Here is a 23,038-nt window from a genome sequence, read left to right on the forward strand (position 1 = left end):
TTATATTTCCCTCCTAAATATTTACGTTTTAATAGAAGTCGGCGCTACAGCTACTTCCCCAACCAGGCGCTCAACTCGGTACGCTCCACCATGGGCAATGCCAGTGAAGCCGATATGGTCGAGCGCCTGTCCGGGCGGGAAATGATGGTATTGCAGCAGTTGGCGCGGGGCAGGACCAACAAGGAGATTGCCGACGGCATGTTTCTCAGCAACAAGACCGTCAGCACCTACAAGACGCGTTTGCTGCTCAAGCTCAATGCGCGTTCGCTGGTGGACCTGATCGAACTGGCCCAGCGCAACGGCTTGGTATAGAGGAGGGTAAAGCACAGCGTATTGCCCGGGTCACCGGCAGAAAAAAGCCTCCCTGAAGGAGGCTTCCGGCTGTCGCTCGCTCGATCAGAGATCGAAGTCGTAATCGGCCAGCTGTTTTTGCAAGCGTCGTTCTTCCAGTAGATTGTCGATAGTGCGGCGTTTGCTCAAATTGGTCTTGGCGACCTCTGCCACAGGTGTCTCCGCCCCCTCGTCGTCCGACTCAACGAGGTCGTCTTCCACTTCCAGTTGCTCTTTGCCAGTGCTCATAAGGTTCACTCCGGGCTAAGACTGCCGTTGGCGCTCCTTATAACGATAATCCATGATCCGGTAAAAAAGATTTTTTCAATCGACTGATCGAGAAAACCAATGATCCCTTAATCGTCGGACGTCTTGTCCTTGTATTCGCACAGGTCTTCGATGCGACAGCTGCCGCAGCGCGGCTTGCGGGCCTGGCAAACGTAGCGGCCATGAAGGATGAGCCAATGGTGCGAATCCAGCAAATACGGCTTGGGTACGAACTTCATCAGTTGCTTTTCCACCTCCACCACGTTTTTTCCACGGGCGATGCCGGTTCGGTTGCTGACCCGGAAGATGTGGGTGTCCACGGCCATGGTCAGTTGCCGGAACGCGGTGTTGAGTACCACGTTGGCGGTTTTGCGGCCAACGCCTGGCAAGGCCTCCAGGGCTTCGCGGGTCTGCGGCACTTCACTGCCGTGCAGTTCCACCAGCAGGCGGCAGGTTTCGATGACGTTCTTGGCCTTGCTGTTGTACAGGCCGATGGTCTTGATGTATTCCGACAACCCCTCCACACCCAGGCCATAGATCGCCTCTGGCGTATTCGCCACGGGGTACAGCTTGGCCGTGGCCTTGTTCACGCCGACGTCCGTGGATTGGGCCGACAGGATCACCGCAATCAGCAACTCGAACGGCGTGGTGTAGGCCAGTTCGGTCTTGGGTTCTGGATTGTCTTCGTGGAGCCTGCGGAAAATTTCCAGGCGTTTTGCGGCGTTCATGGGGTGGGTTTTTCCTGGCAGTCGATCGGCGGGATTGTAGCAATACAGGCTTTGCGGGTCAGGCGTTGCCGTGGGCATCCACTTGGCGTTGCGCCTCGTCGAGGTCATGCTGCGCTTCGGCCAGTTGCTGCGGGCTGGCGTTCAAGTCCTGGGCTTTCTTCAACGCTGCGCGGCGCATCGCTAGCTGGATTTTCGCGCGTTTCAGGTCGGCAGTATTACCGGTTGCTGCCATTGTCTTCGGCGCGGTGCCCAGCTCTAGCGTCGTCAGCGCTTGTTCTGCCGCTTCGAACTGCTGCTGCAAGACGATCAACTGCGATTGTTGTTCAAAGGTTGGCGGGTGACCGAAGGCCTTCAAGGACTTATGCAGTTGGGCGCGGCTCATGGCGACTGTGATTTTGGCTTTCTTGATCGCGCCATCCTGTGCTGCATCGGCTTGCACGGGTAAAACCGGCACTGAGCGTTTGGCCCGCGCCTGGCGTTCGGCGACTTTTTGCGCTTCCTCTCTTTGCAGCCGCGCGTTGCGTTGCTCATACCGCCGCCTTGCCCGGTCGCGCTTGAGGTGGCGTTCATGGCGTTGCTGATCATTTGTCGCCAGGCCACCGACGATTGGCAAGACCGTGGCTGTCGGGCGCATTTCAATGCAGTCAACGGGGCAGGGCGCGACGCAGAGGTCGCAACCGGTGCACTCATCGACGATGACCGTGTGCATCAGCTTGGCGGCGCCAACAATGGCGTCTACCGGGCAGGCCTGGATGCACTTGGTGCAACCGATGCACTCGGCTTCACGTATATAGGCGATCTGGGCCGGGGCATCCCCTCGGCTGGTATCCAGTTCCAACACCGGCACGCGCAGTAGTTGCGCAAGGCCGGCAATGGTTTCGTTGCCGCCAGGCGGGCACTTGTTGATCGCTTCGCCTTGAGCAATACCCTCGGCGTAAGGCTTGCAACCAGGGTGCCCGCATTTGCCGCATTGGGTCTGCGGCAGCAGCGCGTCGATACGTTGAATGAGGTTCATGGGGTGATCATGGGTAGGCCGGTTATGCAAACTTGGTTGGAGTGGTTGTGCTTTCTTGTGGTGAGCAGGCTTGTCAGTGGAGAGCGGGCTTTTGTGGTGAGCGGGCTTGCCCCGCGCTGGGCTGCGAAGCAGCCCCATCATTGCCACCGCGGTCTTTACAGATAGAACCGGGTGGCTGGTTTTAGGGCCGCTTCGCGCCCCAGCGCGGGGCAAGCCCGCTCACCACAGACAAGCCCGCTCACTACAACCACACCCCCAGACCGTGCAGGCTTACTTGATACGTTGGCCCGGCTTGGCGCCGCTGTCAGGGCTGAGCAGGTAGATCTCTTCCCCACCAGGGCCGGCCGCCATCACCATGCCTTCGGAAACGCCGAACTTCATTTTCCGAGGCTTGAGGTTGGCGATCATCATGGTCAGGCGACCATCAAGCTTGGACGGGTCCGGATAAGCGCTCTTGATCCCGGAGAACACGTTGCGTTGCTCGCCACCGAGGTCCAGGGTCAGACGCAGCAGCTTGTCGGCACCCTCCACGGCTTCGGCCTTGACGATCAGCGCGACACGCAGGTCCACGGCAGCAAAAGCATCAAAGTCGATTTCCGCAGAGATCGGGTCCTTGGCCAACTCACCATTGCCAGCAGGTGCGGTCGAACCGGTATCGGTCTGGCTGGCAACCAAGTCTTCTTTCGAAGCGTCGGTCATGGCCTGAACTTTCACCGGGTCGATACGGGTCATCAGCGGCTTGAACTCGTTCAACTGATGGTTGCTGAGCAGCGTGGTGTGATCGTTCCAGGTCAGCGGCGCCACGTTGAGGAACGCCTCGGCGTCGGCGGCCAGCAACGGCAGCACCGGCTTGAGGAAGATCACCAGTTGGCGGAACAGGTTGACGCCCGTGGCGCAGATCGCCTGGACTTCCGCCTGCTTGCCTTCCTGCTTGTTCAGCGACCACGGTGCCTTGTCGGCGATCCAGGCGTTGGCACGGTCGGCCAGGCCCATGATTTCGCGCATGGCGCGGGCAAAGTCGCGCGCTTCATAAGCATCGGCAATGCTTGGCGCGGCGGCCAGGAACGCGTCAGTCAGTTCCGACGCAGCGTTCTCGGCCACCAGCAGGCCCGCGTTGCCCTTGTGGATAAACCCGGCACAACGGCTGGCAATGTTGACGACCTTGCCGACCAGGTCCGAGTTGACCTTCTGTACAAAGTCTTCCAGGTTCAGGTCCAGGTCATCGACACCCCGGCCCAGCTTGGAGGCGTAGTAGTAGCGCAGGTATTCCGGCGACAAGTGGTCCAGGTAGGTACGTGCCTTGATAAAGGTGCCACGGGACTTGGACATCTTCTGGCCGTTAACCGTCAGGTAGCCGTGCACCGCGATGGCGGTCGGCTTGCGGTAGCCCGACCCCTCAAGCATGGCCGGCCAGAACAGCGCGTGGAAGTTGACGATGTCCTTGCCGATGAAGTGGTATAGCTCGGCGGTGGAATCCTTGTTCCAGAACGCGTCGAAGTCCAGCTCCGGCGTGCGGTCGCACAGGTTCTTGAAGCTGGCCATGTAGCCGATCGGCGCATCCAGCCACACGTAGAAATACTTGCCCGGCTCGCCTGGGATCTCGAAGCCGAAGTACGGCGCATCGCGGGAGATGTCCCACTGCTGCAGGCCGCTGTCGAGCCATTCGGAGAGCTTGTTGGCCACGGCGTCCTGCAGGGTGCCGCTGCGGGTCCAGGTTTGCAGCATCTGCTGGAAATCCGGGAGCTTGAAGAAGAAATGCTGGGAATCCTTGAGCACCGGGGTAGCGCCAGAGATTGCCGACTTAGGGTTCTTCAGCTCGGTGGGCGCGTAGGTCGCACCGCATTTCTCGCAGTTGTCGCCGTATTGGTCTTCGGTGCCGCATTTCGGGCAGGTGCCCTTGATGAAGCGGTCGGCCAGGAACATTCTCTTTTCCGGGTCGAAATACTGGGTCACCGAACGCTGGTCGATATGCCCGGCTTCTTTCAAGCGCAGGTAGATCTGGCTCGACAGCTCGCGGTTTTCTTCGGAGTGGGTCGAGTGGAAGTTATCGAAGTCCACCAGGAACTCGGCAAAGTCGGCGCTGTGTTCAGCCTGTACATTGGCGATCAGTTGTTCCGGGGTGATCCCTTCCTTTTCGGCGCGCAACATGATGGCCGAACCGTGGGCGTCGTCTGCGCAGACATAAATGCATTGATTGCCGCGATGCTTCTGGAAGCGCACCCACATATCGGTCTGGATGTACTCAAGCATATGGCCAAGATGGATGGAACCATTGGCATAGGGCAGGGCGCTGGTGACGAGGATCTTGCGTGGCTCGGACATGGGGCTCGGCTACTTGATGAAACGGAGGTCGGCCACTATAAAGCGCCGGGAAATATATTTCACCCCGTGGCGCTGTTTCAGAATCTTCCGAACCTGCGAAAGCATGCCGTAACGCCGCTGGAACGGTTAGGATAGCCGCCTGTTTCAATCAGTCTTTTTCGGGAGTAGCCCATGAGCGCCGTCAATCGCGCAGCGGTGGAAGCCGTGCTTCGCCAGTACACCGACCCTTATTTGAACCAGGACCCGGTCAGTGCCGGCTGTGTGCGTGCCATCGACGTCCAGGGCGATCAGGTGTCGGTTCAATTGGAACTGGGTTACGCCGCCGGCCTGTTCAAGAGCGGCTGGGCGCAGATGCTGCAGATGGCCATCGAGGGCCTCGACGGCGTGCGTTCGGCCAATGTCGACATCCGGTGTGTGATTGCCGCGCACAAGGCCCAGGCGCAGATCCCGGGCCTGGCCAACGTCAAGAACGTGGTGGCCGTGGCCTCGGGCAAGGGCGGCGTGGGCAAATCCACCACGGCGGCCAACCTGGCCCTGGCCCTGGCGCGCGAAGGTGCGCGCGTGGGCATCCTCGACGCGGATATCTATGGACCGAGCCAAGGCGTGATGTTCGGCATCGCCGAGGGCACACGGCCGAAGGTCAAGGACCAGAAGTGGTTCGTGCCAATTGAGTCCTTGGGCGTGGAAGTGATGTCCATGGCCTTCCTGACCGATGACAACACGCCGATGGTCTGGCGCGGGCCAATGGTCTCCGGCGCCTTGCTGCAACTGGTCACCCAGACCGCCTGGGGCGACTTGGACTACCTGGTGATCGACATGCCGCCAGGCACCGGTGATATCCAACTGACCCTGGCACAGAAAGTCCCGGTGGCTGGATCGGTGATCGTCACCACGCCCCAGGACCTGGCGCTGCTCGACGCGAGAAAAGGCGTGGAAATGTTCCGCAAGGTCAATATCCCGGTATTGGGCGTGGTGGAGAACATGGCAGTGCACATCTGCTCCAACTGCGGCCACGCCGAGCATCTGTTCGGCGAAGGCGGTGGCGAGAAACTGGCCACCCAATATGGGGTGGAACTGCTGGCCTCATTGCCACTGTCGATGGTTATTCGTGAACAGGCTGACGGCGGCAAGCCGACGGTCGCGGCGGACCCTGATGGCCAGATCGCCATGGTTTACCAGGAACTGGCTCGCCATGTGGGCGCGCGTATTGTGCTGCAGGAAGCCTCTGCGCCAGCGATGCCGACCATCACCGTCAGCGACGACTGAGGGCATTGAAGGGAAAAAGCCTCGACAGTGTCGGGGCTTTTTCATGTCTGGGCAGTGGTCAAGGCGGGTTTATTTCTCATTTACGCAATTGGTCGTGTAAGCATTCGCTTACTTTTTCGTAAGCGTTTGGGTTTTTTACCCGCCAAGTCCGTCCCGGTTAGGTGAAAGAGTTTTCTATCTTGTTGAAAAATAACAATTAATTATTGTCTGTTGAGCGTCGAAGCCTGTCAGCCGCAGAAATGGATCCCGTTGAACTTCCTTTGGAACTCTCTAACATCAGCCCTGTGTCCACGGATTGACACAGCCATCAAGGAACGATGGTTAAAGGAATATCGCAGGATGCGATTCATCAGGATGATGAAAAGGAATACAGGGACTAGGGAAAAAATGTGGGCGGGTCATACCGCCCCTTTTTTTTGCCTGTAGGAAAGTGACACCCACCTTCCAGAAACGCAAAAAGGCCCGCAAGGGGCCTTTTTTGGACGCGACGCTATCAGCGTTCGAGGTCAGCAATTTTACCCGTCTTGCCATCCCATTCCGCAGCATCCGGCATCGGGTCTTTGCGCTCAGTGATATTCGGCCAGATTTCAGCCAGCTCGACGTTCAGCTGAATGAACTGCTCCATACCTGCCGGGACTTCATCCTCGGAGAAAATAGCGACGGCCGGGCATTCAGGTTCACACAGGGCGCAATCAATGCACTCGTCCGGGTGGATGACCAGGAAGTTCGGGCCTTCGTAGAAGCAGTCCACCGGACATACTTCCACGCAGTCGGTGTACTTGCACTTGATGCAGTTGTCGGTGACGACGAAGGTCATTTCTAATTTTCTCCTCAGGCGGCGGCAGCGAAACCCTTTGTGGCAGGGCTCGCGAGGTTCGGGAGCGATAGTCTGCAGGCCAGGCTAATAGCCTGCAGCATCCCAAACCGCGCGAGAGTCTACCAGCTTGCAAGCGTCAGCGTTATATCCGAGTCTTCAGTGCATATAACATTTCGAGCGCTTTTCGCGGCGTCAAGTCATCCAGGTCAAGCTTTGCCAACTCATCCAGCACCGGGTGGGGCAGGCTGGCGAACATATCACTCTGATGCGGTGCGGCCGGTTTGCTGGAGGCTTTGGCTGGGCTGGCGACCACGGTTTCATGGGGCAGGGCCGTGGTTTCAAGGCGGCTGAGGTGTTCGCGGGCGCGGGTGATCACGTCATTCGGCACACCGGCCAGTTGGGCCACGGCCAGACCGTAACTCTGGCTGGCCGGCCCCGGCAGCACGTGGTGCAGGAACACAATGCGCTCGTTGTGCTCAGTGGCGTTCAGATGCACGTTGGCCACCAGCGGTTCACTTTCCGGTAGCACGGTAAGTTCGAAATAGTGGGTGGCAAACAACGTATAGGCACGCAGATGCGCCAGGCGCTCGGCCGCCGCCCAGGCCAGGGACAGCCCGTCGAAAGTGCTGGTGCCGCGACCCACTTCGTCCATCAGCACCAGGCTGCGTTCAGTGGCGTTGTGCAAGATGTTGGCGGTCTCGCTCATTTCTACCATAAAGGTCGAACGGCCACCGGCCAGGTCGTCGCTGGAGCCGATCCGGGTGAAAATGCGATCCACCAGGGACAGCTCGCAACTGGCCGCCGGCACAAAGCTGCCGATGTGCGCCAACAGCACAATCAAAGCGGTCTGACGCATGTAGGTGGATTTACCGCCCATGTTCGGACCGGTGATCACCAGCATGCGGGTATCGTCGTCCAGCGACAGGTCATTGGCGACGAACGGCGTGGTCAATACCTGCTCTACAACCGGGTGGCGACCTTGCACGATGCGCATGCACGGCTCGCTGACAAAACGCGGGCAGTTCAGGTCAAGGTTCAGCGCGCGCTCGGCCAGGTTGCTCAGCACATCCAGCTCAGCCAAGGCGGCGGCGGTGTCCTGCAGCGGTGCCAACTGGCTGATCAGGTCTTCCAGCAGGTTTTCATAGAGCATCTTTTCCCGAGCCAGGGCACGGCTCTTGGCCGACAGTGCCTTGTCTTCGAATTCTTTCAGCTCTGGGGTGATAAACCGTTCGGCGCCTTTCAGTGTCTGGCGACGTTGGTAGTCGATGGGGGCCGACTCGGCCTGCTTGCTCGGCAACTCAATGAAGTAGCCGTGCACACGGTTGTAGCCGACTTTCAGGTTGGCCAGGCCGGTACGGGCTTTTTCGCGGGCTTCCAAGTCAATCAGGAACTGCCCGGCGTTTTCGCTCAGAGCTTGAAGTTCGTCCAACTCGCTGTCGTAACCGGTCTTCAGAACGCCGCCGTCACGGATGATTGCGGGCGGGTTGTCGATGATGGCTTTTTCCAGCAACGCCGCCAGTTCCGGGTAAGTACCGGCGGTGACTGCGAGCTGTTGCAGGTGCGGTGTGTCCAGTTCGCTCATCGCCGCTTGCAATTGTGGCAAGGCACCGAGGGCGTCACGCAGGCGCGCCAAGTCACGCGGACGCGCATTACGCAGGCCGATCCGCGCCAGGATGCGCTCGATATCACCGATTTCCTTGAGCTGTGGCTGCAGCTTTTCAAAGCGATAGCCGTCCAGCAGGCAAGTAATAGAAGTCTGACGCGCCTGCAGCACGCTCAAGTCGCGCAACGGGCGGTTCAGCCAACGGGTCAGCAAACGGCTGCCCATGGCGGTCTGGCAACGGTCGACCACCGATTGCAGGGTATTATCACGTCCACCGGCCAGGTTGGTGTCCAACTCCAGGTTGCGACGGCTCGCGCCATCGAGTACTACGGTGTCGTCCAGACGCTCATGGCGCAGGCTGCGCAAATGCGGCAAGGCGGTGCGCTGGGTTTCCTTAGCATAGCCCAGCAAGCAACCGGCGGCGCCGATGGCCAGGGTCAGGGTCTCGCAACCGAAGCCTTTAAGGTCCTGCACTGAAAACTGTTGGCACAGACTGTTCAGCGCCGAGTCACGCTCAAAATCCCACGGCGCACGACGCTTGGCCCCACGGCGTTTTTCCGCCGGCAAATCCTTCGGCCAATCGTCCGGGATCAACAGCTCAACCGGGTTGATACGCTCCAGCTCGGCCAGCAGGTTCTCCCAGCCTTTGATCTCCAGCACGCTGAAGTTGCCGCTGGTGATATCCAGCACCGACAGGCCAAACAGACGCTCATCGCCCAACACTGCCGCGATCAGGTTATCGCGACGCTCATCCAGCAGCGCCTCATCACTCACCGTCCCCGGCGTAATAATGCGCACCACCTGACGTTCCACCGGCCCTTTGCTGGTGGCCGGGTCGCCGATCTGCTCACAGATCACCACCGACTCGCCCAGCTTCACCAGCTTGACCAGGTAACCTTCCAACGAGTGGTAAGGAATCCCACACATCGGAATCGACTGCCCCGCCGACTGCCCACGCGCCGTCAGGGTAATGTCCAGCAGCTTGGCGGCCTTCTTCGCGTCTTCATAGAAGATCTCGTAGAAGTCGCCCATGCGGTAGAACATCAACTGATCAGGGTGCTGGTTCTTGAGGCGCCAGTACTGCTGCATCATCGGGGTGTGGCTGGAGAGGTCGGTCATACGGGGGGTTCAGCTCTGCCTGTCTATTTGACAATTCACATCTGTCTAATACTACAGGGATTTTTAGGCATTGTCGGAGGCGGGCGCCGACAGATTGAAGGCCCCATGGCTAAAGAAAAATTCAATTTCGCCGATGAGTTACCAAGCGCGACGGATATTTTCCGCTGAATCTGGCGGAACCCCAACAATGCGCTAATGTCGTACTTGTGGGAGGTTGGTTGGAGAGAAACGTTTCGGAATTGAGTTTTCCAATCATTTCTCTCTATCTAAATAATTCACGAAAATACTATTGACGAAGCGTGTGTGTGTGGTTGATTGTAGGTGTGCTTGGTTGACACAAGTGGTTCCTCCTGTAGAATCCCGCGACTATTTTGAATTCGGGGTTTGCAGGGATGAGTCCTACGGAAAAGGTTGAGGCAGTACGGCATTTGTATGAGTCGCTCCTCAACGCCGCAAACCGAGTGTTGCACCAAGCCAAGAACTTCCACATCAGCGTGCTTCAGCTTGAAAACCCGACATACGCTGAAATCGCCGAGCATTTCAGACAAGTCGCCCTTCTCATCAGCTTTTTGGCAGATGAGATTGATGATTCTCTGACAGGTGACAAGGCTGATGAGTACGTTTCTTGCATGGAGGGTATTGCTCGAGCTATTGACGCTGACGACGCGCTTGCCCTTAACGAATTTGTGAAACAACTAGACGCGAGGCCTTTCCTGTGAAAAAGCTATCTGACTTCGAATTTGCCGCCATTGCTCGTAAAGCAGCCGCTATTCTCGAGTCCATTGAAGCCAAGCTAGACGCCATTGATTTGGCGCTTGAGTCTCATGTGGACGAAAAGAAAGCTGCTTGATAGCATTCAACAGTCAAAAAAACCTCGCATTAGCGGGGTTTTTTTTGGCCTTTAATTTGTCTCACTGCGATTCTTGAGTTTTTTTAGGCATTGTCGGAGGTAGGCCTACGTTGATTTTGCGCAGGCGCAGATAACGTTGCGTCATCTTGGCGTCGGTGTGGCCACCGAGCTTCTGTGCGTCGTTGCCCTGATCATCGGTGTCGGAAAGCGACTTGGCGCGGAGGTCGTGGAGACTGGCATCTTCGACGCCGGCCTTCTTGCAGCTGATCGCAAATGCGTCCTTGACCGAACTGTAGTGCACCGGCTTTCCGCCGCGAGGCGAGCAGAACAACGTGAGCCCGCGGATCTTCCGTGGAAGCGCCTTTGCCCGGGCCACCAAGTCCTCCAGGTCTGGCGTCATCTGCACCAGCAGCCTCGCGTTCGTCTTCTCCTGTTTGAAGGCGATGCCCTCGGGGCTTATGTCGGCCAACCGGATGGCCAGCACGTCACCGATGCGCTGGCCTGTCAGGTAGCACATCTCATAGATGACTCGCATGTTGTCGCTTGAGTTGGCGCAGATCGCCTGAAACTCGCCGTGCGTTATGTACCTGTCGCGCTTGTGCTCCAGGTGCCGGCGCACGCCGATGCACGGATTCGAATCGACAATCTGCTGCTCCAGGGCGTAAGTGAAGACTGCCCGAAGCACCGAGATCACCCGGTTCGACATGTTCGGCGTGTCTGCCATATGCAGCTTTAGCGCGACGACGTGCCGTTGCAGCACCTCGCGTGGCTCGAAGTCGGCAAAGTTTTCCTTCAATCGCTCGGCCGCCGCCTCGTATTGCTTGAGCGTGTTCGGTTTCAGCGCCGGCTTCGTCCTGGTGCGCATATGCTCGAGCGCGTCGTCGATCAGTTTAGGCATCCCGCCCAGGCTGCGCTTGTCCAGCAGCATGGCGTATTCGGCGAGAGACGCCTGAAACTCGGTGCCGAGGCGCAACCACTTGCCCTTGCGGACCAGGTAGTACGCGCCGTGCTTCTGGTACATGCACGCCGGCAGGTGCCGGTCCTTCTTGCGCGGTCGCATCTATCTCACCTCAGCACAGCCGCAACTCCGGCCCCTTCCTTGATTGAATACCACCCAGGCGCCCGATGACAACCTGGCGCAGCACCTTTGGGTGCCCATCACCACCTACCGCGAACCCGTATCGTTCGGCGGTCAGCCACTTTATCTGAGCCCCTGGTTTCTTATAGCCGGTCAGGTCGGCAACTTCCTCTGCTGTTAGAAACATACCTACCTCCTTTAAATTGTGACCCTGGATCACTTTTATGCTTCGTGTCGCGACACGGTTTCGTTATCCGTGGATGGTGTCGCGACATCTAAATTGAGCGCGGCGCTGGCGATCGCCTTGATGGTTTCGCACTCGGCATAGAAGTCGTTCGGGTCGATCTTCGGCGTTCCCCAATTGACCAGATCGCGCACCAGGCACTCGGTATTACCCTCGATGTGGTTGAACACATCTGTCAGGCTTTTTCGCAGTACGTCGCGCTCAGCGCTCAGCCGAACGACCTCCGCGCTCAGCACCACATAATTTTTCTTGTCGTTCAGGTCGTGGCGCCAGGCCTTGTCGTAGTCCTCGATCAATTTATCTCGTTCAGCGGTCAGTGTTCGCAGGGCTTCGTCCGGCACCAAGGTATGGCCTTGCACCTCGCCACCTAAGTACGCCAGCAAGGTCTGCGCCTCGTCGTGGTACATGTGGCGCTCGGCCTGGTTCTCGCCCTGGTCGTGCTCGCCATCCACAAAACGCTTGAGCAGATAGGCCAGCGAGTTTCGCTCGGCCAGCAGGGCGCGGAATGCAGAAGCCGTTTCTGGCGTTTGGCAACCACCGTGCGGTGAGCACATCCCAGGCGTCTGGCAGCGGTTCATTGATTTACGACAGATCAAGTCAGTCATGGCTCGCGCCTCGCTGAAAATGGTCAGCCAGCACCCGGCGCGCGTCGATGCCGCACGATTCCGACAGCTTGTAGATCTGGCCGAAGGTGGTTTCCCGGCGCTGTAGGGCGTTGAACAGCTCGATCAAACGCTGGGCCTTGGTACCGTTGCAGCGGTTCATAGTTGGAACCTCTTTTCCTGTGGGAGTGGGGCGGCGGTGGCGGGCCCAATCTCGCCGGCAGAAACTACCAGAGAGACCCGTGCTGCCTCATCTTCTGGGGTGGCGGTGGTCGTGCCCTGCTGTAGGAGCGAACTGTCCGGCAAGCAGCTGATGCCGGTGCCCGCGATGATCCAGCAGGTGACCGAGCGCACGCTGTCGTGCTGTACATCGATCAGCTGCTCGCCTGCGGCGGCCTGGTCGATTACCAGCAGCAGGGCGATAGCGATCATTCGGCGCATGGGTGCGACTCCAGCAGGCGGGCCAGGCGCAGGGCATTGTCAATTTCCCGATCCAACTCCTCGCCGGTTAAGTAGCGGTCGCCTCGCAACACGAGCAGGTCGTTGTCGACATCTTCGATCAGAGCCCTATCTCGCAGGTGGCGGTAGCGCCTGGCGTCTGCCGCCATCTTCACGCGCTCATCGATGCTCACTGATGCATCAGGGTCGTGGGTGTCGGCGGTTTGTTCAGACTGCCCCGCAGCAACCGTCTCTGCGCGGATGCGCTCGTAGACTTCCTGACGATGCACTGCTACCCCAGGAGGGGCAGTGATGCCCAGCCGTGTCTGCTGTCCGCTGACGCCAAGCACGGTAAGTATGATGTCGTCGCCGATCCGGATGTTTTCACTTGGCTTTCGGGTGAGAATCAACATGGTCAAACTCCTTTTTCAGGCAAGCGGGTGGCCCGCCGATATATGGAAATCAGTGAAGATTGGTTAATTCTTTTTGTTAGGACGCTTTGAGCAGTCCTGTTTTTCGTTTGCCTTCGCGTCGCACGAAAGCCGTTACGCCACACAGCTTCGCCTGGGCGTCAGCATGTTCCCGGCGCTTTTCTTCTGAAAGCTCGTCATAGCGGATATTGCGAATTGCACCGGCCAACTTGCCCAGCTCTTGTTTTACCTTTCCGAATGCCGAGTGCCATGCGAACTCAACTTGTTCGTTTGGCTCAACTACTTCATAGCCGGCTCCGCGAACATTACGAAGAACCAACTTATGCTCTTCAAGAAGTTCCTGGCGAAGGGCATCCATGCTGGCGAGAAAATCAAGTTGGTAAGACTTGAATTCATCGATGCATTTTGGCTCTTGCAGGTGAAATGCTTCCTGGAGCCAGACCATGCTCACCAGATCGCCATATTTGAACTTCTCGGCAATATCTTTAGCTGCCTGGCGCCATTCAGGGTGGAGTGTCGTATTGGTCATTCCATCACCTCGACATTGAAGCGACCGAACGCACCACCTTTCTCTGGGCGGTAGTCGCAGAGACCAACGAACAGGCCTGCGTTCTCGGCGGCTCGGATTACATCTTCGCGCTCGATCATTTCGGGCGAATACATAATTTCAACGGTGGTGGTCCAGTCCGAAAACTTAGGGCGGTACCGGATAATCCGGGAGGTGCCCACCACCACGCTGCGCGCATCTACAAAGCGTGGGTTGGCGAACATCTTTTCTTGGTCGCGCGGCCCGGTGTATTCGAGCTTGCAACGATCATCCAGAACCAGCACAGCACGCTTGAACGCAGCACCCAGGCGCTGGATCTTTGCCGCACCAACGAGTGCTGACTTAATGTTCTGTCCGGGCAGGAATGGACCGAGCTCTGCATCATGATATAGCGCTCCGAGCCATTCCGACTTGGCGATATCGGCGTGGTCCTCATCCAGCTTTTTGCGCTTGCTGGTTAGCACTTTGTGACCCTTGGTCGCTTCGTCCAACGGATTGGCGAACCGGTCGCTGTGCATCAGCAGCGGCGACTGGCCAATGAGTTTGAGTTTGATCGTCTGCATTTTCCGTACCCTACCTTGATGGTTGTTTCACTGCACTGATCACCAAGTGGTGACCAGTACGCTGATACATCCAGCCCACGCCCCGCCATTCCTTACCGCGCCAAGCCGCGCCAAGCCAAACCGCGCAGCGCCATGGTGATGCTTTCGCATCGCACAGAGCTCTCAGTGAAAGCTCTGTACGCTGCTTTGCAGCCCATGCCACGCCTTACCAGACCCAGCCATGCCTAGCCGCACCATGGCTCGCCGCGTGATGCCTTAGCACCGGACAACGCCCTCAATGAAGGCGCTCGCCGCTGCTTTAAGCGACGAACACGCCTTGCTCGGCCTGATGATCTTCAGGGGTGTGCTCTGGATTAGGTGAAGAGGTGATGCAGAACGCGATTATTCCTAATCGCATAGCCTCAGCAACTGCGGCCGACTCCGAAACAGCTTTCAGCTTGAAACGGACGGACTTCATGCGCTGGACGATAGTGTGATGGGAGCGATCAAGGTCGCGAGCAACCTGTTTGGCAGTCTTGCCGGAAGCCTTGCCCATTAAGGACATAAGCTCCATGACTGCGAGGCCCTTGTCGGTAAAGGCCTTCCAGTTGCCATAGGTGAGTGCGTTCATGCTGTCCATCTCCAAAAGTTCATGGAGTGGACTTTAGCATAATGCTTAATTGTGTAAATAGCTTTTTGCTTAATTTTTTACGCGAACATCGCCCACCAGAAAACCCGGCCGATTATCATCAGTTCCTGGGTTTCAATCTGTTCCCATGTGTATTCCTCATCCGGGAACTCATCCCGGTTGAAGCTGCGAACTCTGATGCCGGAAGGGGTTCTGTAGAGCTGCTTGACCCTGAGCTGTCCGGAATGACTTATCGCGTAGAGATCACCGTCTGTGATGGTCCGATTTCCACGATCAACCCCAACGGTTGCTCCATTTTTTAGGATGGGTTCCATGCTGTTGCCCTTGATTGGCACGCAGACAGCATTTGCTGGGTCAACGTTGTGTCGCTTAAGGCTATGTTTTCCAAACCGCAGCTTTGCATGACTACTTTCTTCAATCACCGTGCGACCGCTCCCTGCAGAAAGCTCTACTTCCTTCAGGAAGGGGATGTATACCTCGTCGTAGTCCAATGGGGTTTCGTCGTCCCACGTCGATATCTGTACCAGTTCCGCGTGATCGGCCTCTTGGGTATCAGTTAGAGCTTCGCCCAGAACCCGGCCAATTCTCTCGAGTTTCGCCCGCATTGCCTTGGTAGAAATCATCCCCTCAGCGTACTGCTCTGGTGTTTCCCCTTTGGCGGGGAAGCCAGGGCTCAGCTCTCGGAGATTGCGGACCTCTTCCTCGGTATGAGGCGTATCCATCCATCCTCTTCGCAGGTAGAGCATCTCCTCAATTTTACGGGCCAATTTGTCGCCGATTTCCCGCTTGGGGGTCGCCGACAATAACTGGCTGAGCATTGCCGGACTTACCTCAAGCGCGACCGCCAGCATCTTTCGGGACACGAAGTGCTTTTGGATGTGCTCAAGATTTTGGCGGCGTATCTGCTTTGAATCGAGCATCAGTTCCTCGCTTGCTTAAATAATGGTTGCCAAAATTAAGCGTTTTGCTAATCTTCCCAGCATCGCTCAAAAGAGGTTTCCCATGGACAACCACACATTGGCGGCCTGGATGAAAGGCCGTAGCGCAGGCGAGCAAGCTGAACTGGCCAAGGCCTGCGACACCAGCATTGCTTACCTCAAACAGATTTCCTGCGGCACGCGACGGCCTTCTGAGGCGTTGGCGGAAGCAATCCACCTAGCTACCAAAGGTGAGGTTGCTGCTATCAGCTTCTTTCCTCGGCTACTTCGCCTCACCCTGAACCACGGTGTGATTATCACCTGAAAACAAGCATTTTGCTAACAGCCTACAAATGGCCTGTTTAGGCATCCAGTATTGGAGTTTCACAATGGCAGCATCGATCCACCTTTTGTTTTCTGGCTAGCCCGAACTCCAGGCAATAAAAAACCCGCTGTGGAGGCGGGTTCTTAGTCGCTACCAGTGTGGAGCTGGTGGCTTTGGTGATTCTTTGTCTTCGAAGGGACAAAAGATGCAAACGAAAAATAGCACCACCCAACAAACAGTGCAACTGCCGAAACTTAAACCCTGTGAGTTTGGCGTGGAATACACCGACCTTTTTAGCGTTAAAGCGGATGCCAACCTTATCGAGGCTTTGTCCGTGGCTTCGGATCTGGCCGACGGCATCAGCCAGCTATGTGGCCGACTCGCCTATGCAATCAACGATGGGGAGCTCGCGTACCTATCTGAGGTTCGCACCCTGGGCTTCATAGGTGATGTTGTATCTGCGCTCACCCGCTCAGCTGAGCGCGGGCTCAAGGCAGCATACGAAGCGGAGGACGCACAATGAAGCCTCCAATGTGGAACCAGCTGCTGGTCAACGTTGAGCGCGAGTTTCCATCCACCTTCGCGAAAGGGGCAAAGCTCACGCCTGCCCAGGTCGAACAGCTGCAGTGCGTTGAGAACGCCAACGACAACTTCCAGATCAGTACGCTGCAAGGCGTAGCGGCCGTAGGTGAACTCATCGTGCACGCCGCGAATCACGGCGAACTGTCTGATGAACTCGCCATGAGTGCCGGCTGGCTTATCAATTCGCTTGCACTGCTCTCCATGTCCATGGCCGAGGCCGGCGCTGCCGCCGCCTACAAGCTTCAGAACATCCCTCACCAGGGAGCCGCCAAATGAACGAGCCACTACCAACCATGCAAGAGGCTTCGCAAGAAGCTGAGTTTCAGCTGTGTGCAGCCAAAGATGTGCTCGAGTGGCAGCACGCACTGATCAAGGCCATCCACCTAGACCACCTGCACGAGGGCGAGCAAGGAATCGGCACCTTGTTTGAGGTGGCGAAGTACTTCAGTGACACAGGGTTCGGCGGAGTTTATAGCGCCATCGACCAGTTCAAGACACTCGGCGAATCCGCGCCACAAAGTACGCAACCCGAAAACGTGGCGCGGATCCCGGTGGGGCTTGAGGCTTCACTTGCCGACCGCGTCCTGCTGGCGCGGGAGTCTGCCGGCCTCAGTCAGGCCGATCTCGCGAAGTTGGTCGGCACGCGCCAGACCTCAATCAGCCAAATCGAAAGTGGCAAAACAAAGCGCACCTCCTATCTCGCAGAAATAGCTCGCGCCTGTCTAGTGGATATTCACTGGCTCGCCTTCGGATTGGAGGGTGGACAATGAACACGATCACCATCCACCAGACCCAGCTACCGATCGTCGAGTATCGCGGCCAGCGTGTTGTCACGCTCGCCATGATCGACCAGGTGCATGAGCGACCAGATGACACGGCGGGGCGTAATTTCCGCGAGCACCGTGACCGCCTGATTGATGGGGCTGATTACTTTGTGTTGTCCCGATCTCAAAACAGCGAAATTCGCGGTTTAGAGCAGGACGTACCCAATCGCGGTTTGATCGTCCTTACAGAGCAAGGCTACCTGATGCTGGTCAAGTCGCTGACCGATGATCTGGCGTGGACCGTCCAGCGCCAGCTGGTGAGCAACTACTTCCGACCTCAACCGTTCCCCGTTCCGCAGACCCGTGCCGAGGCAATGCGCTTGGCTGCCGATCTGGAGGAGCAGAACGAGGTGTTGGCGCTGGAGAATCAGCAGCAGGCGAAGAAGATCGAAGCGCTGGAGAACCTGTTCATGCCAGGCGAGACGGTCCCTCAGTTCGCTAAGCGCCTCAACGGCGTCAACTCCCAGCAGATGCTGGCGTATCTCATCGAAATCAAATGGGTTTTCAACGCCGAACGCGATCCTGATAGCTCTCCGAAATACAGGGTTTACGCCATCCCGCGCGATAAGCACTGGCTGACAGAGAAGCCGATCACGATTCGCGGCGAAGGGATTCTGCCGTTTATCAAGTACACGCCGGTGATGCTGGAGGAGGGCGCCCGCCGGCTGCACGACATGTATCTCGCCGAGAAGCTGCCCATGAAACAGACCTGGGACGGCAAATTCACCGTTAGCAAATTCACTTCGGAGTCACCCCTATGAGCAAGAAAATTACCTACGAAGAACTCATGGGGCAGATCGCCGATGCTGCGGTGAGTTACCAGCAGGCCGAGACCCAGCGCAACAGCCTGCGCCGCGAGCTGAATGCTCTCTACAAGACCTACTTCACTGCCTACGGGCACCCATACCCAAATGAGCCGCGCAAGCGTATCGACCCCGAGGATGAACGGTTCAGTGGCGTGCTGCGATTTACCGATGCTGCGTTCCAGCGCTGGCTTGCAGCTCGCTACTTGACCACCAGTACCAAACGCAAAATGCGGACGCTGATCCAGCGCTTGGAGCGTGCGCTATGAGCAAAGTCTTGAATTTTCCAACACCGGCACCCGTTGAGATCATCAATGAGGCCCACTTCGAAAAATTCGATGAGGCGGCACTGCTGCTCATGTGCTTTGAGCTGGCCGCAGACGCGGTAGAGGCGGTCTCTGAAGGTGAAGGAATCACCGAGCGGGATTGTAGTCACGTTGGGTTGATGGAGGTATGCATGGCGCTGGCCGTGATGTTCAGGCGCAGGACTGGGCATGAAGCTCAGCAAGTCTCGGCTGACCATCTCGACCACCAGAGGAAGTGCTTGATGGAAGGGCTGGAGTCCAAATCCTTGCCTATTCCCGTTCGGCCTCCAGCGCTCAGCCCGCTACCAACCGCAGCATTCACAGCCCTTTCGACTGCAGATCTGGCTCAGGTCGGATTCAACTACGTCAATCGATCGCATGAGCATATCAAGGGTAACTGCCCGAAACTCATTGAGCTGGATCTCGCCCGCGCGCACTCGCTTGACGCCATGGGGGCGCTTGTTGTCCTGATCGAGAGGCTGTCGGGCGGCGTGGCTTCGATTGCCTGCGGCGAGACGCCAATTGCCAATGCTCCAGGCTCGGAGACGCTGCAATGACCACCCCTATGGAATCAACTACCGGGATTCCGGTAGTTACCCCCACCACCGCCGAAGTGGTCGCCGGCCCCTGGCCCTGCTATTCCAACTGCCGCCATCTGCCCGAGCGTGACCGCTGGGAGGTCTACGGCATGGCCAAAGCTGCCCGCGGCGCCCTGGAGGATCGTGGCGTCGTCATGACCGAAACCTATGACGCGTTCATTGCTCGGGTAACGCGGGAGTTGGACATATGAGCATCATTCGCGCCCCTCGCCCTGAGGGGAACTTCTACCTGCTCAACAAGGCGATCAGCGAGGACCAGAGACTGAGTTGGGCCGCCCGCGGGATGTTGGTATTCCTGCTGGGTAAGCCTGACCACTGGGAAGTATCCACGCACCACCTGATCAGCCAGACCAAGGACTGCCTGGGCAAGGCATCCGGCCGGGATGCTGTTCGTGGCTTGATCCGCGAACTGGAGCAGGCTGGCTACCTGCAAATCTTCCTTGAGCGCGCCGAGGGTGGCGAGTTCGGAGGGCGATCCTACACCGTGTCGGAATCACCGGCGACGGATTATCCGGGCCCGGTGGAACCGTCGCCGGTAAATCCCCCCCTAGTAAGTATTGAAGGTAAGCAAGGACTGAATAAAGCAGCAAGGATTGAAAAACCTATGGCGGACAAGGACATGGCCGAAGCCTTCGAAGTTTTCTGGAAGCTGTACCCCAATAAGAAATCGAAGAAAGACGCTCGAAAGGCTTGGGAAAAGCTCAAGCCAGGCGCGGAGCTTCGCATGACCCTGATGACCGCTCTTGGCAATCACCGCATTTCCCGCGACTGGGCCAAGGACGACGGTCAATACGTGCCGATGGCATCGACCTGGCTGAACGGCGAGCGCTGGACGGACGTGCTCAAGCCTGCCAATGGGGGCGACTCAAGTCAAAGCGCCGTCCTCAGCGTGCCAACCCATACCCAGGAGATGTACCCCAATGACCGTTTCTAAATTCATCCTGGCGCCGGAACTGGCTGATACCCGCGAAAGGTCCTGCGGTACTCCTGGGCACAACGCGTTCAAGCAGTCGCTGGTGGAGCAGTTCGACGGATCGTGGAAGCTCAACACCTGCCCGGCCTGCCGCTGGCAAGCGCTGTACAACACGCCCAAGGATCGCGAGGAACATTTGCAGGCCGTGGCCCAAGTCGAAGCTGATCGCCTCAACAGCGACCTCATGGCCACCGGCATCACTCCGCGCTTTCGCAAGTGCAGCCTCGACAGCTACGTCACTGGCAACGACAAGGACAAGCAGCGCGCCTTGAGCATCTGCCGCAAGTACGCCGAGGGCTTCGGGGAGCACTTGACCGCCGGCCGCGCCCTGATGCTGATGGGCGAGATCGGTACCGGCAAGACGCACCTGGCCTGCGCGATCCTGCAGCACGTTGTCCACACTGGTGGGTATACCGGGTTGATCGTCACCGCGGAGTCGATCACACAGGCCGTGACCGATAGCTTCCGCAATAACTCGGGGCCATCCAAGACGGATCTGATCAACGAGCTGGCATCTGTCGATCTACTGGTGATCGATGAGGTGGGTATGCACACCGCGAAGCCTGGGAAGGACTTCACGCCCGGCCTGTTGCACGAGGTGATCGACCGCCGTTACCAGTTGATCAAGCCAACCATCCTGGTGAGCAATCAGAAACCGGAGGATCTGCACAGCTTCATCGGCCCGCGCGCCGCCGACCGACTGCGTGAGAACGGCGGTCTGTTGGCGCCGTTCACCTGGAAGTCGGCACGTTCGGGAGGTTCAGTATGAAAGGTTACGCCACGATTGATTTGCCGCCCATTGAAGACGTTCTTGAGTCGAAAGTTCGTAGCCATGAGTCTGAATACGCCCTGATCGGCAGCATGATCCAATGGCCGGATCTGATCGATGAGGCGGCGGGCAAGTTGACCGCGGGGGATTTTGATCACCCTGCGTGCGCGGAGCTGTTTGGCGTGGTCACGGCGTTGCGCTCAAAAGGTGTTGGCGTCGATGTGGTGACCATCTTCGAGGCCCGGCCGCACCTTGCTGATGGTCAAAGCTCTCTGGCGGTAGCGGGGTTGCTGGTGCAGAACACCCCCGGCTCGGCGAACTTCAACGAATACACCCGAATCGTCAAACAGCGCTCGGTCGCCCGCCGTGTAATCGCGGCAGCGCAAATCATGAGTCAGCGCCTGATCGATGGTGAGCCGCTGGACGAGGTGATGAGCCAGGGCCAGCAGGCTTGGGTGTCGCTTGAGGCGGAAGGGCTCGACTCGCGCCGCCGGTACCGGTTCATCAAGGACATCCTGCCCGAGGCGATAGATGGCGTTGATCGCCGGTTCAATCGGACGGCAAGCCTTGGATTTGATACGGGCCTGCCGTCGTTGGACGAATTCATCCCAGGCATCTGTCCTGGTCACGTCGTGGTGGTGGCGGGAACGCCCGGCAGCGGCAAGACCACGTTGGGCCTTGGCATTGCCGAGCGTGTCGCCCTGGTCAAGAACGAGCCGGCGCTGGTGTTCTCGCTGGAAATGACGGACGTGGAACTGACCAACCGCTCGCTGTCCTCGGTCGGTAGCGTCCAGCTCAAGCACATCAGCGAAGGTCACTCGATGACCGACGCTGACTGGCCTGGCCTTACCTCGGCGGTGAACAAGCTGATGGATGCCCCGCTGATCATGTGCGACGACTCATCACTGACCCTGCGTGACATTCGGCAGATCTGCCGGACGGTGAAGCGCGAGCACGGCCTTGCATTCGTCGCCCTGGATTACATCGGACTGGTCAATGGCGAAAACAAGTCGTCGAGCCGATACGAAACGGTCACCGAGATCAGCAAAGGATTGAAGCGACTGGCAAAAGAGCTGGCGGTGCCCATCGTGGTGCTTGCCCAGCTCAATCGAGGTCCAAGCAGCCGCCCCAACAAGCGCCCGACCAAAAGCGATCTGCGCGACTCAGGGCAGATCGAGGCTGACGCCGATGTGGTGATCCTGGTTCACCGCGACGGTGAGTCCGACGCAGGCAAAGCCGGGGTTACCGAGTTAATCGTAGACAAGAACCGTCACGGCCCGACCGGCTCATGTCGCGTTCAGCATCAGGGTGCGTACCACCGATTTGTCGAGCTGATCGGCAACCCATATCCGTCAGAAGAAGAGGTCGAGATGGGCCGCCCGCTCGCCAGTCGCTTCAAAGGGAGGAAGAACGATGAGAAGTTTTAAGCTGTTTGATCGCCTGCTGGGGCGTAGCGCCGCTCCCGCACCTTTCGTTGCCGGTGAAGCATTGGGCGCCCTGCAGTCTGCCATGGAGGCGGGCAAGCCTTGCATCCTTCCGAAAGGGACTGTGGTCGTTCCGGTGCCCAAGCATCCCGAAGCAGAGCGTATCGCCGCCTCAATCCGGGATTTTCCCGAAGACTGGGGTTGGACGATGAAGGGCTACAAGATGATCCACACGCCAAGCGGCTTTGTCCTGTGGGTGGCAAATCAGGACTACGGCCTGGCTGAGGTCTACAGCAACGGAGGAAAGGGCGACTTCTCCAAGCCCGAGCAAGAGATCATCTGGCCGGCGGTCGAGTGCTGGCTGGCGCGGCACAAGGTCGGGTTCACTGGGCGACTACCGAAGGCGCGGATCACTGGCCGCAGTGGCACGTTCTGGTGCTACTCGAAGGAACACCCGTGGGCCGGTGTTGGAGATTCGCCCGAGGAGGCATATCGATCCTGGAGCCACGCTATCTCCTCCCAGGCTCGCAACGACATGAAGCCCAATGAATACCTGCAGGTTCGGAGTGCAACGCTATGACCCAGCGCAAAGCGTTAGACCGGATCGCTCAAAGCGCTGGCTCCGAACAGACAGGCGTTAGATTCCAATATTCACGTTTTCCGCTACAA

31 protein-coding genes and 1 pseudogene are annotated in these 23,038 nt (G+C 58.1%); 16 read left to right on the top strand and 16 right to left on the bottom strand.

From position 1 onward, the window contains the following. Positions 1–312: response regulator transcription factor (locus H096_RS15800; protein WP_162240120.1), on the top strand; the 312-nt coding region annotated here is incomplete at its 5' end. Between the two features lie 84 nt (positions 313–396). On the opposite strand, the gene H096_RS15805 is transcribed toward H096_RS15800, so the two are convergent. The 4 genes from H096_RS15805 to metG all read right to left on the bottom strand — a co-directional run bounded on the left by H096_RS15805 (position 397) and on the right by metG (position 4,662). Further along, on the bottom strand, positions 397–579 hold the full coding sequence (locus H096_RS15805) for a hypothetical protein (protein ID WP_033899805.1): 183 nt from the start codon (positions 577–579) through the stop codon (positions 397–399). Between the two features lie 107 nt (positions 580–686). Next, positions 687–1,325 (bottom strand): endonuclease III, encoded by a 639-nt coding sequence (gene nth, locus H096_RS15810; RefSeq protein WP_033899807.1) that lies wholly within the window; start codon positions 1,323–1,325, stop codon positions 687–689. A gap of 58 nt (positions 1,326–1,383) precedes the next feature. Further along, positions 1,384–2,340: an electron transport complex subunit RsxB gene (gene rsxB, locus H096_RS15815; protein ID WP_033899808.1), complete on the bottom strand. Its 957-nt coding sequence runs from the start codon at positions 2,338–2,340 to the stop codon at positions 1,384–1,386. Positions 2,341–2,610: 270 nt separating this feature from the next. Then, a complete protein-coding gene (gene metG / locus H096_RS15820; RefSeq protein ID WP_033899809.1) occupies positions 2,611–4,662 on the bottom strand; it encodes a methionine--tRNA ligase in 2,052 nt (683 codons plus the stop codon). A 171-nt stretch (positions 4,663–4,833) separates the two neighbouring features. On the opposite strand from metG, the gene apbC reads away from it, so the two are divergent. Further along, positions 4,834–5,928: an iron-sulfur cluster carrier protein ApbC gene (gene apbC, locus H096_RS15825; protein ID WP_033899810.1), complete on the top strand. Its 1,095-nt coding sequence runs from the start codon at positions 4,834–4,836 to the stop codon at positions 5,926–5,928. 493 nt (positions 5,929–6,421) lie between these two features. Here apbC and fdxA read toward each other — a convergent pair whose 3' ends face one another. Together fdxA and mutS are read right to left on the bottom strand one after the other, a co-directional pair. Then, on the bottom strand, positions 6,422–6,745 hold the full coding sequence (gene fdxA, locus H096_RS15830; RefSeq protein WP_033899812.1) for a ferredoxin FdxA: 324 nt from the start codon (positions 6,743–6,745) through the stop codon (positions 6,422–6,424). A 142-nt stretch (positions 6,746–6,887) separates the two neighbouring features. Then, positions 6,888–9,467, bottom strand: a complete 2,580-nt coding sequence (mutS, locus tag H096_RS15835; protein ID WP_033899815.1) for a DNA mismatch repair protein MutS — start codon at positions 9,465–9,467, stop codon at positions 6,888–6,890. 392 nt (positions 9,468–9,859) lie between these two features. Between mutS and H096_RS15840 the strand changes: the two genes are divergently transcribed. Together H096_RS15840 and H096_RS34740 are read left to right on the top strand one after the other, a co-directional pair. After that, positions 9,860–10,186 carry a hypothetical protein gene (locus H096_RS15840; RefSeq protein ID WP_033899817.1) on the top strand — a complete coding sequence of 109 codons (327 nt, stop codon included), beginning with the start codon at positions 9,860–9,862 and terminating at the stop codon, positions 10,184–10,186. Then, complete coding sequence (locus H096_RS34740; RefSeq protein ID WP_277621471.1) at positions 10,183–10,317, top strand: hypothetical protein; 135 nt, start codon at positions 10,183–10,185, stop codon at positions 10,315–10,317. The genes H096_RS15840 and H096_RS34740 overlap by 4 nt, the downstream gene beginning before the upstream one ends. A gap of 61 nt (positions 10,318–10,378) precedes the next feature. On the opposite strand, the gene H096_RS15845 is transcribed toward H096_RS34740, so the two are convergent. The 10 genes and pseudogenes from H096_RS15845 to H096_RS15885 form a co-directional block, all read right to left on the bottom strand. Continuing rightward, complete coding sequence (locus tag H096_RS15845) at positions 10,379–11,377, bottom strand: tyrosine-type recombinase/integrase (protein ID WP_033899818.1); 999 nt, start codon at positions 11,375–11,377, stop codon at positions 10,379–10,381. A 10-nt stretch (positions 11,378–11,387) separates the two neighbouring features. After that, the gene (locus tag H096_RS15850) at positions 11,388–11,582 is read right to left on the bottom strand and encodes a DUF4224 domain-containing protein (protein WP_005785292.1); all 195 of its coding nucleotides are present in this window, start codon (positions 11,580–11,582) and stop codon (positions 11,388–11,390) included. 35 nt (positions 11,583–11,617) lie between these two features. Continuing rightward, positions 11,618–12,244, bottom strand: coding sequence for a hypothetical protein (locus H096_RS15855; protein ID WP_156717488.1), 627 nt, complete (start codon positions 12,242–12,244; stop codon positions 11,618–11,620). Beyond that, on the bottom strand, positions 12,237–12,404 hold the full coding sequence (locus H096_RS34240) for a hypothetical protein (RefSeq protein WP_191983007.1): 168 nt from the start codon (positions 12,402–12,404) through the stop codon (positions 12,237–12,239). The genes H096_RS15855 and H096_RS34240 overlap by 8 nt, the downstream gene beginning before the upstream one ends. Beyond that, a complete protein-coding gene (locus tag H096_RS15860) occupies positions 12,401–12,682 on the bottom strand; it encodes a hypothetical protein (RefSeq protein ID WP_033899824.1) in 282 nt (93 codons plus the stop codon). Before H096_RS15860 ends, H096_RS34240 begins: the two co-directional genes overlap by 4 nt. A gap of 221 nt (positions 12,683–12,903) precedes the next feature. After that, positions 12,904–13,092 (bottom strand): annotated as a pseudogene (csrA, locus tag H096_RS34820) (carbon storage regulator CsrA); the annotation flags it as partial. Between the two features lie 76 nt (positions 13,093–13,168). Then, positions 13,169–13,639, bottom strand: coding sequence for a hypothetical protein (locus H096_RS15870; RefSeq protein ID WP_033899825.1), 471 nt, complete (start codon positions 13,637–13,639; stop codon positions 13,169–13,171). Next, positions 13,636–14,220, bottom strand: a complete 585-nt coding sequence (locus H096_RS15875; protein WP_033899827.1) for a hypothetical protein — start codon at positions 14,218–14,220, stop codon at positions 13,636–13,638. Before H096_RS15875 ends, H096_RS15870 begins: the two co-directional genes overlap by 4 nt. A 298-nt stretch (positions 14,221–14,518) precedes the next feature. Beyond that, complete coding sequence (locus H096_RS15880) at positions 14,519–14,830, bottom strand: helix-turn-helix transcriptional regulator (RefSeq protein WP_162240121.1); 312 nt, start codon at positions 14,828–14,830, stop codon at positions 14,519–14,521. Positions 14,831–14,907: 77 nt separating this feature from the next. After that, positions 14,908–15,768 carry a helix-turn-helix transcriptional regulator gene (locus H096_RS15885; protein ID WP_051422067.1) on the bottom strand — a complete coding sequence of 287 codons (861 nt, stop codon included), beginning with the start codon at positions 15,766–15,768 and terminating at the stop codon, positions 14,908–14,910. An 82-nt stretch (positions 15,769–15,850) separates the two neighbouring features. On the opposite strand from H096_RS15885, the gene H096_RS15890 reads away from it, so the two are divergent. From H096_RS15890 to H096_RS15945, 12 genes are all read left to right on the top strand, one after another. Then, positions 15,851–16,090 (top strand): hypothetical protein, encoded by a 240-nt coding sequence (locus tag H096_RS15890; protein ID WP_033899829.1) that lies wholly within the window; start codon positions 15,851–15,853, stop codon positions 16,088–16,090. Positions 16,091–16,295: 205 nt separating this feature from the next. Continuing rightward, entirely contained in the window at positions 16,296–16,613 is a 318-nt protein-coding gene (locus tag H096_RS15895) for a hypothetical protein (RefSeq protein WP_033899831.1), read from the top strand. An 8-nt stretch (positions 16,614–16,621) separates the two neighbouring features. Further along, a complete protein-coding gene (locus H096_RS15900; RefSeq protein WP_051422069.1) occupies positions 16,622–16,948 on the top strand; it encodes a hypothetical protein in 327 nt (108 codons plus the stop codon). Beyond that, on the top strand, positions 16,945–17,442 hold the full coding sequence (locus tag H096_RS34120; RefSeq protein ID WP_051422071.1) for a helix-turn-helix transcriptional regulator: 498 nt from the start codon (positions 16,945–16,947) through the stop codon (positions 17,440–17,442). Before H096_RS15900 ends, H096_RS34120 begins: the two co-directional genes overlap by 4 nt. After that, positions 17,439–18,257, top strand: a complete 819-nt coding sequence (locus tag H096_RS34535) for an ORF6N domain-containing protein (protein ID WP_033899833.1) — start codon at positions 17,439–17,441, stop codon at positions 18,255–18,257. Before H096_RS34120 ends, H096_RS34535 begins: the two co-directional genes overlap by 4 nt. Continuing rightward, a complete protein-coding gene (locus tag H096_RS15915; protein WP_033899842.1) occupies positions 18,254–18,568 on the top strand; it encodes a hypothetical protein in 315 nt (104 codons plus the stop codon). The genes H096_RS34535 and H096_RS15915 overlap by 4 nt, the downstream gene beginning before the upstream one ends. Next, entirely contained in the window at positions 18,565–19,161 is a 597-nt protein-coding gene (locus H096_RS15920) for a hypothetical protein (protein WP_033899843.1), read from the top strand. The genes H096_RS15915 and H096_RS15920 overlap by 4 nt, the downstream gene beginning before the upstream one ends. Continuing rightward, on the top strand, positions 19,158–19,394 hold the full coding sequence (locus H096_RS15925) for a hypothetical protein (protein WP_033899845.1): 237 nt from the start codon (positions 19,158–19,160) through the stop codon (positions 19,392–19,394). Before H096_RS15920 ends, H096_RS15925 begins: the two co-directional genes overlap by 4 nt. After that, positions 19,391–20,137: a hypothetical protein gene (locus H096_RS15930; RefSeq protein WP_051422072.1), complete on the top strand. Its 747-nt coding sequence runs from the start codon at positions 19,391–19,393 to the stop codon at positions 20,135–20,137. The genes H096_RS15925 and H096_RS15930 overlap by 4 nt, the downstream gene beginning before the upstream one ends. Continuing rightward, on the top strand, positions 20,124–20,945 hold the full coding sequence (locus H096_RS15935) for an ATP-binding protein (protein WP_033899848.1): 822 nt from the start codon (positions 20,124–20,126) through the stop codon (positions 20,943–20,945). Before H096_RS15930 ends, H096_RS15935 begins: the two co-directional genes overlap by 14 nt. Next, positions 20,942–22,372 carry a replicative DNA helicase gene (locus H096_RS15940; RefSeq protein ID WP_051422075.1) on the top strand — a complete coding sequence of 477 codons (1,431 nt, stop codon included), beginning with the start codon at positions 20,942–20,944 and terminating at the stop codon, positions 22,370–22,372. Before H096_RS15935 ends, H096_RS15940 begins: the two co-directional genes overlap by 4 nt. Beyond that, a complete protein-coding gene (locus tag H096_RS15945; RefSeq protein ID WP_033899850.1) occupies positions 22,359–22,949 on the top strand; it encodes a hypothetical protein in 591 nt (196 codons plus the stop codon). The genes H096_RS15940 and H096_RS15945 overlap by 14 nt, the downstream gene beginning before the upstream one ends. Positions 22,950–23,038: the final 89 nt, after the last annotated feature.

Origin of the sequence: Pseudomonas sp. FH1 (assembly GCF_000510895.2) — a bacterium.
GTDB lineage: Bacteria > Pseudomonadota > Gammaproteobacteria > Pseudomonadales > Pseudomonadaceae > Aquipseudomonas > Aquipseudomonas azotoformans_A.

Bases quoted from the DNA above. Each gene is read 5' to 3' on its own strand.
- H096_RS15875 (WP_033899827.1), bottom strand. From the start codon at position 14,220: ATGCAGACGATCAAACTCAAACTCATTGGCCAGTCGCCGCTGCTGATG.
- H096_RS15915 (WP_033899842.1), top strand. From the start codon at position 18,254: ATGAGCAAGAAAATTACCTACGAAGAACTCATGGGGCAGATCGCCGAT.
- fdxA (WP_033899812.1), bottom strand. From the start codon at position 6,745: ATGACCTTCGTCGTCACCGACAACTGCATCAAGTGCAAGTACACCGAC.
- H096_RS15860 (WP_033899824.1), bottom strand. From the start codon at position 12,682: ATGCGCCGAATGATCGCTATCGCCCTGCTGCTGGTAATCGACCAGGCC.
- H096_RS34240 (WP_191983007.1), bottom strand. From the start codon at position 12,404: ATGAACCGCTGCAACGGTACCAAGGCCCAGCGTTTGATCGAGCTGTTC.
- H096_RS34535 (WP_033899833.1), top strand. From the start codon at position 17,439: ATGAACACGATCACCATCCACCAGACCCAGCTACCGATCGTCGAGTAT.
- H096_RS34120 (WP_051422071.1), top strand. From the start codon at position 16,945: ATGAACGAGCCACTACCAACCATGCAAGAGGCTTCGCAAGAAGCTGAG.
- H096_RS15925 (WP_033899845.1), top strand. From the start codon at position 19,158: ATGACCACCCCTATGGAATCAACTACCGGGATTCCGGTAGTTACCCCC.
- H096_RS15900 (WP_051422069.1), top strand. From the start codon at position 16,622: ATGTGGAACCAGCTGCTGGTCAACGTTGAGCGCGAGTTTCCATCCACC.
- H096_RS15880 (WP_162240121.1), bottom strand. From the start codon at position 14,830: ATGAACGCACTCACCTATGGCAACTGGAAGGCCTTTACCGACAAGGGC.
- metG (WP_033899809.1), bottom strand. From the start codon at position 4,662: ATGTCCGAGCCACGCAAGATCCTCGTCACCAGCGCCCTGCCCTATGCC.
- H096_RS15940 (WP_051422075.1), top strand. From the start codon at position 20,942: ATGAAAGGTTACGCCACGATTGATTTGCCGCCCATTGAAGACGTTCTT.
- H096_RS15840 (WP_033899817.1), top strand. From the start codon at position 9,860: ATGAGTCCTACGGAAAAGGTTGAGGCAGTACGGCATTTGTATGAGTCG.
- H096_RS15850 (WP_005785292.1), bottom strand. From the start codon at position 11,582: ATGTTTCTAACAGCAGAGGAAGTTGCCGACCTGACCGGCTATAAGAAA.
- H096_RS15920 (WP_033899843.1), top strand. From the start codon at position 18,565: ATGAGCAAAGTCTTGAATTTTCCAACACCGGCACCCGTTGAGATCATC.
- mutS (WP_033899815.1), bottom strand. From the start codon at position 9,467: ATGACCGACCTCTCCAGCCACACCCCGATGATGCAGCAGTACTGGCGC.
- apbC (WP_033899810.1), top strand. From the start codon at position 4,834: ATGAGCGCCGTCAATCGCGCAGCGGTGGAAGCCGTGCTTCGCCAGTAC.
- H096_RS15885 (WP_051422067.1), bottom strand. From the start codon at position 15,768: ATGCTCGATTCAAAGCAGATACGCCGCCAAAATCTTGAGCACATCCAA.
- H096_RS15935 (WP_033899848.1), top strand. From the start codon at position 20,124: ATGACCGTTTCTAAATTCATCCTGGCGCCGGAACTGGCTGATACCCGC.
- H096_RS15845 (WP_033899818.1), bottom strand. From the start codon at position 11,377: ATGCGACCGCGCAAGAAGGACCGGCACCTGCCGGCGTGCATGTACCAG.
- rsxB (WP_033899808.1), bottom strand. From the start codon at position 2,340: ATGAACCTCATTCAACGTATCGACGCGCTGCTGCCGCAGACCCAATGC.
- H096_RS15855 (WP_156717488.1), bottom strand. From the start codon at position 12,244: ATGACTGACTTGATCTGTCGTAAATCAATGAACCGCTGCCAGACGCCT.
- nth (WP_033899807.1), bottom strand. From the start codon at position 1,325: ATGAACGCCGCAAAACGCCTGGAAATTTTCCGCAGGCTCCACGAAGAC.
- H096_RS15890 (WP_033899829.1), top strand. From the start codon at position 15,851: ATGGACAACCACACATTGGCGGCCTGGATGAAAGGCCGTAGCGCAGGC.
- H096_RS15930 (WP_051422072.1), top strand. From the start codon at position 19,391: ATGAGCATCATTCGCGCCCCTCGCCCTGAGGGGAACTTCTACCTGCTC.
- H096_RS15870 (WP_033899825.1), bottom strand. From the start codon at position 13,639: ATGACCAATACGACACTCCACCCTGAATGGCGCCAGGCAGCTAAAGAT.
- H096_RS15895 (WP_033899831.1), top strand. From the start codon at position 16,296: ATGCAAACGAAAAATAGCACCACCCAACAAACAGTGCAACTGCCGAAA.
- H096_RS15945 (WP_033899850.1), top strand. From the start codon at position 22,359: ATGAGAAGTTTTAAGCTGTTTGATCGCCTGCTGGGGCGTAGCGCCGCT.
- H096_RS15805 (WP_033899805.1), bottom strand. From the start codon at position 579: ATGAGCACTGGCAAAGAGCAACTGGAAGTGGAAGACGACCTCGTTGAG.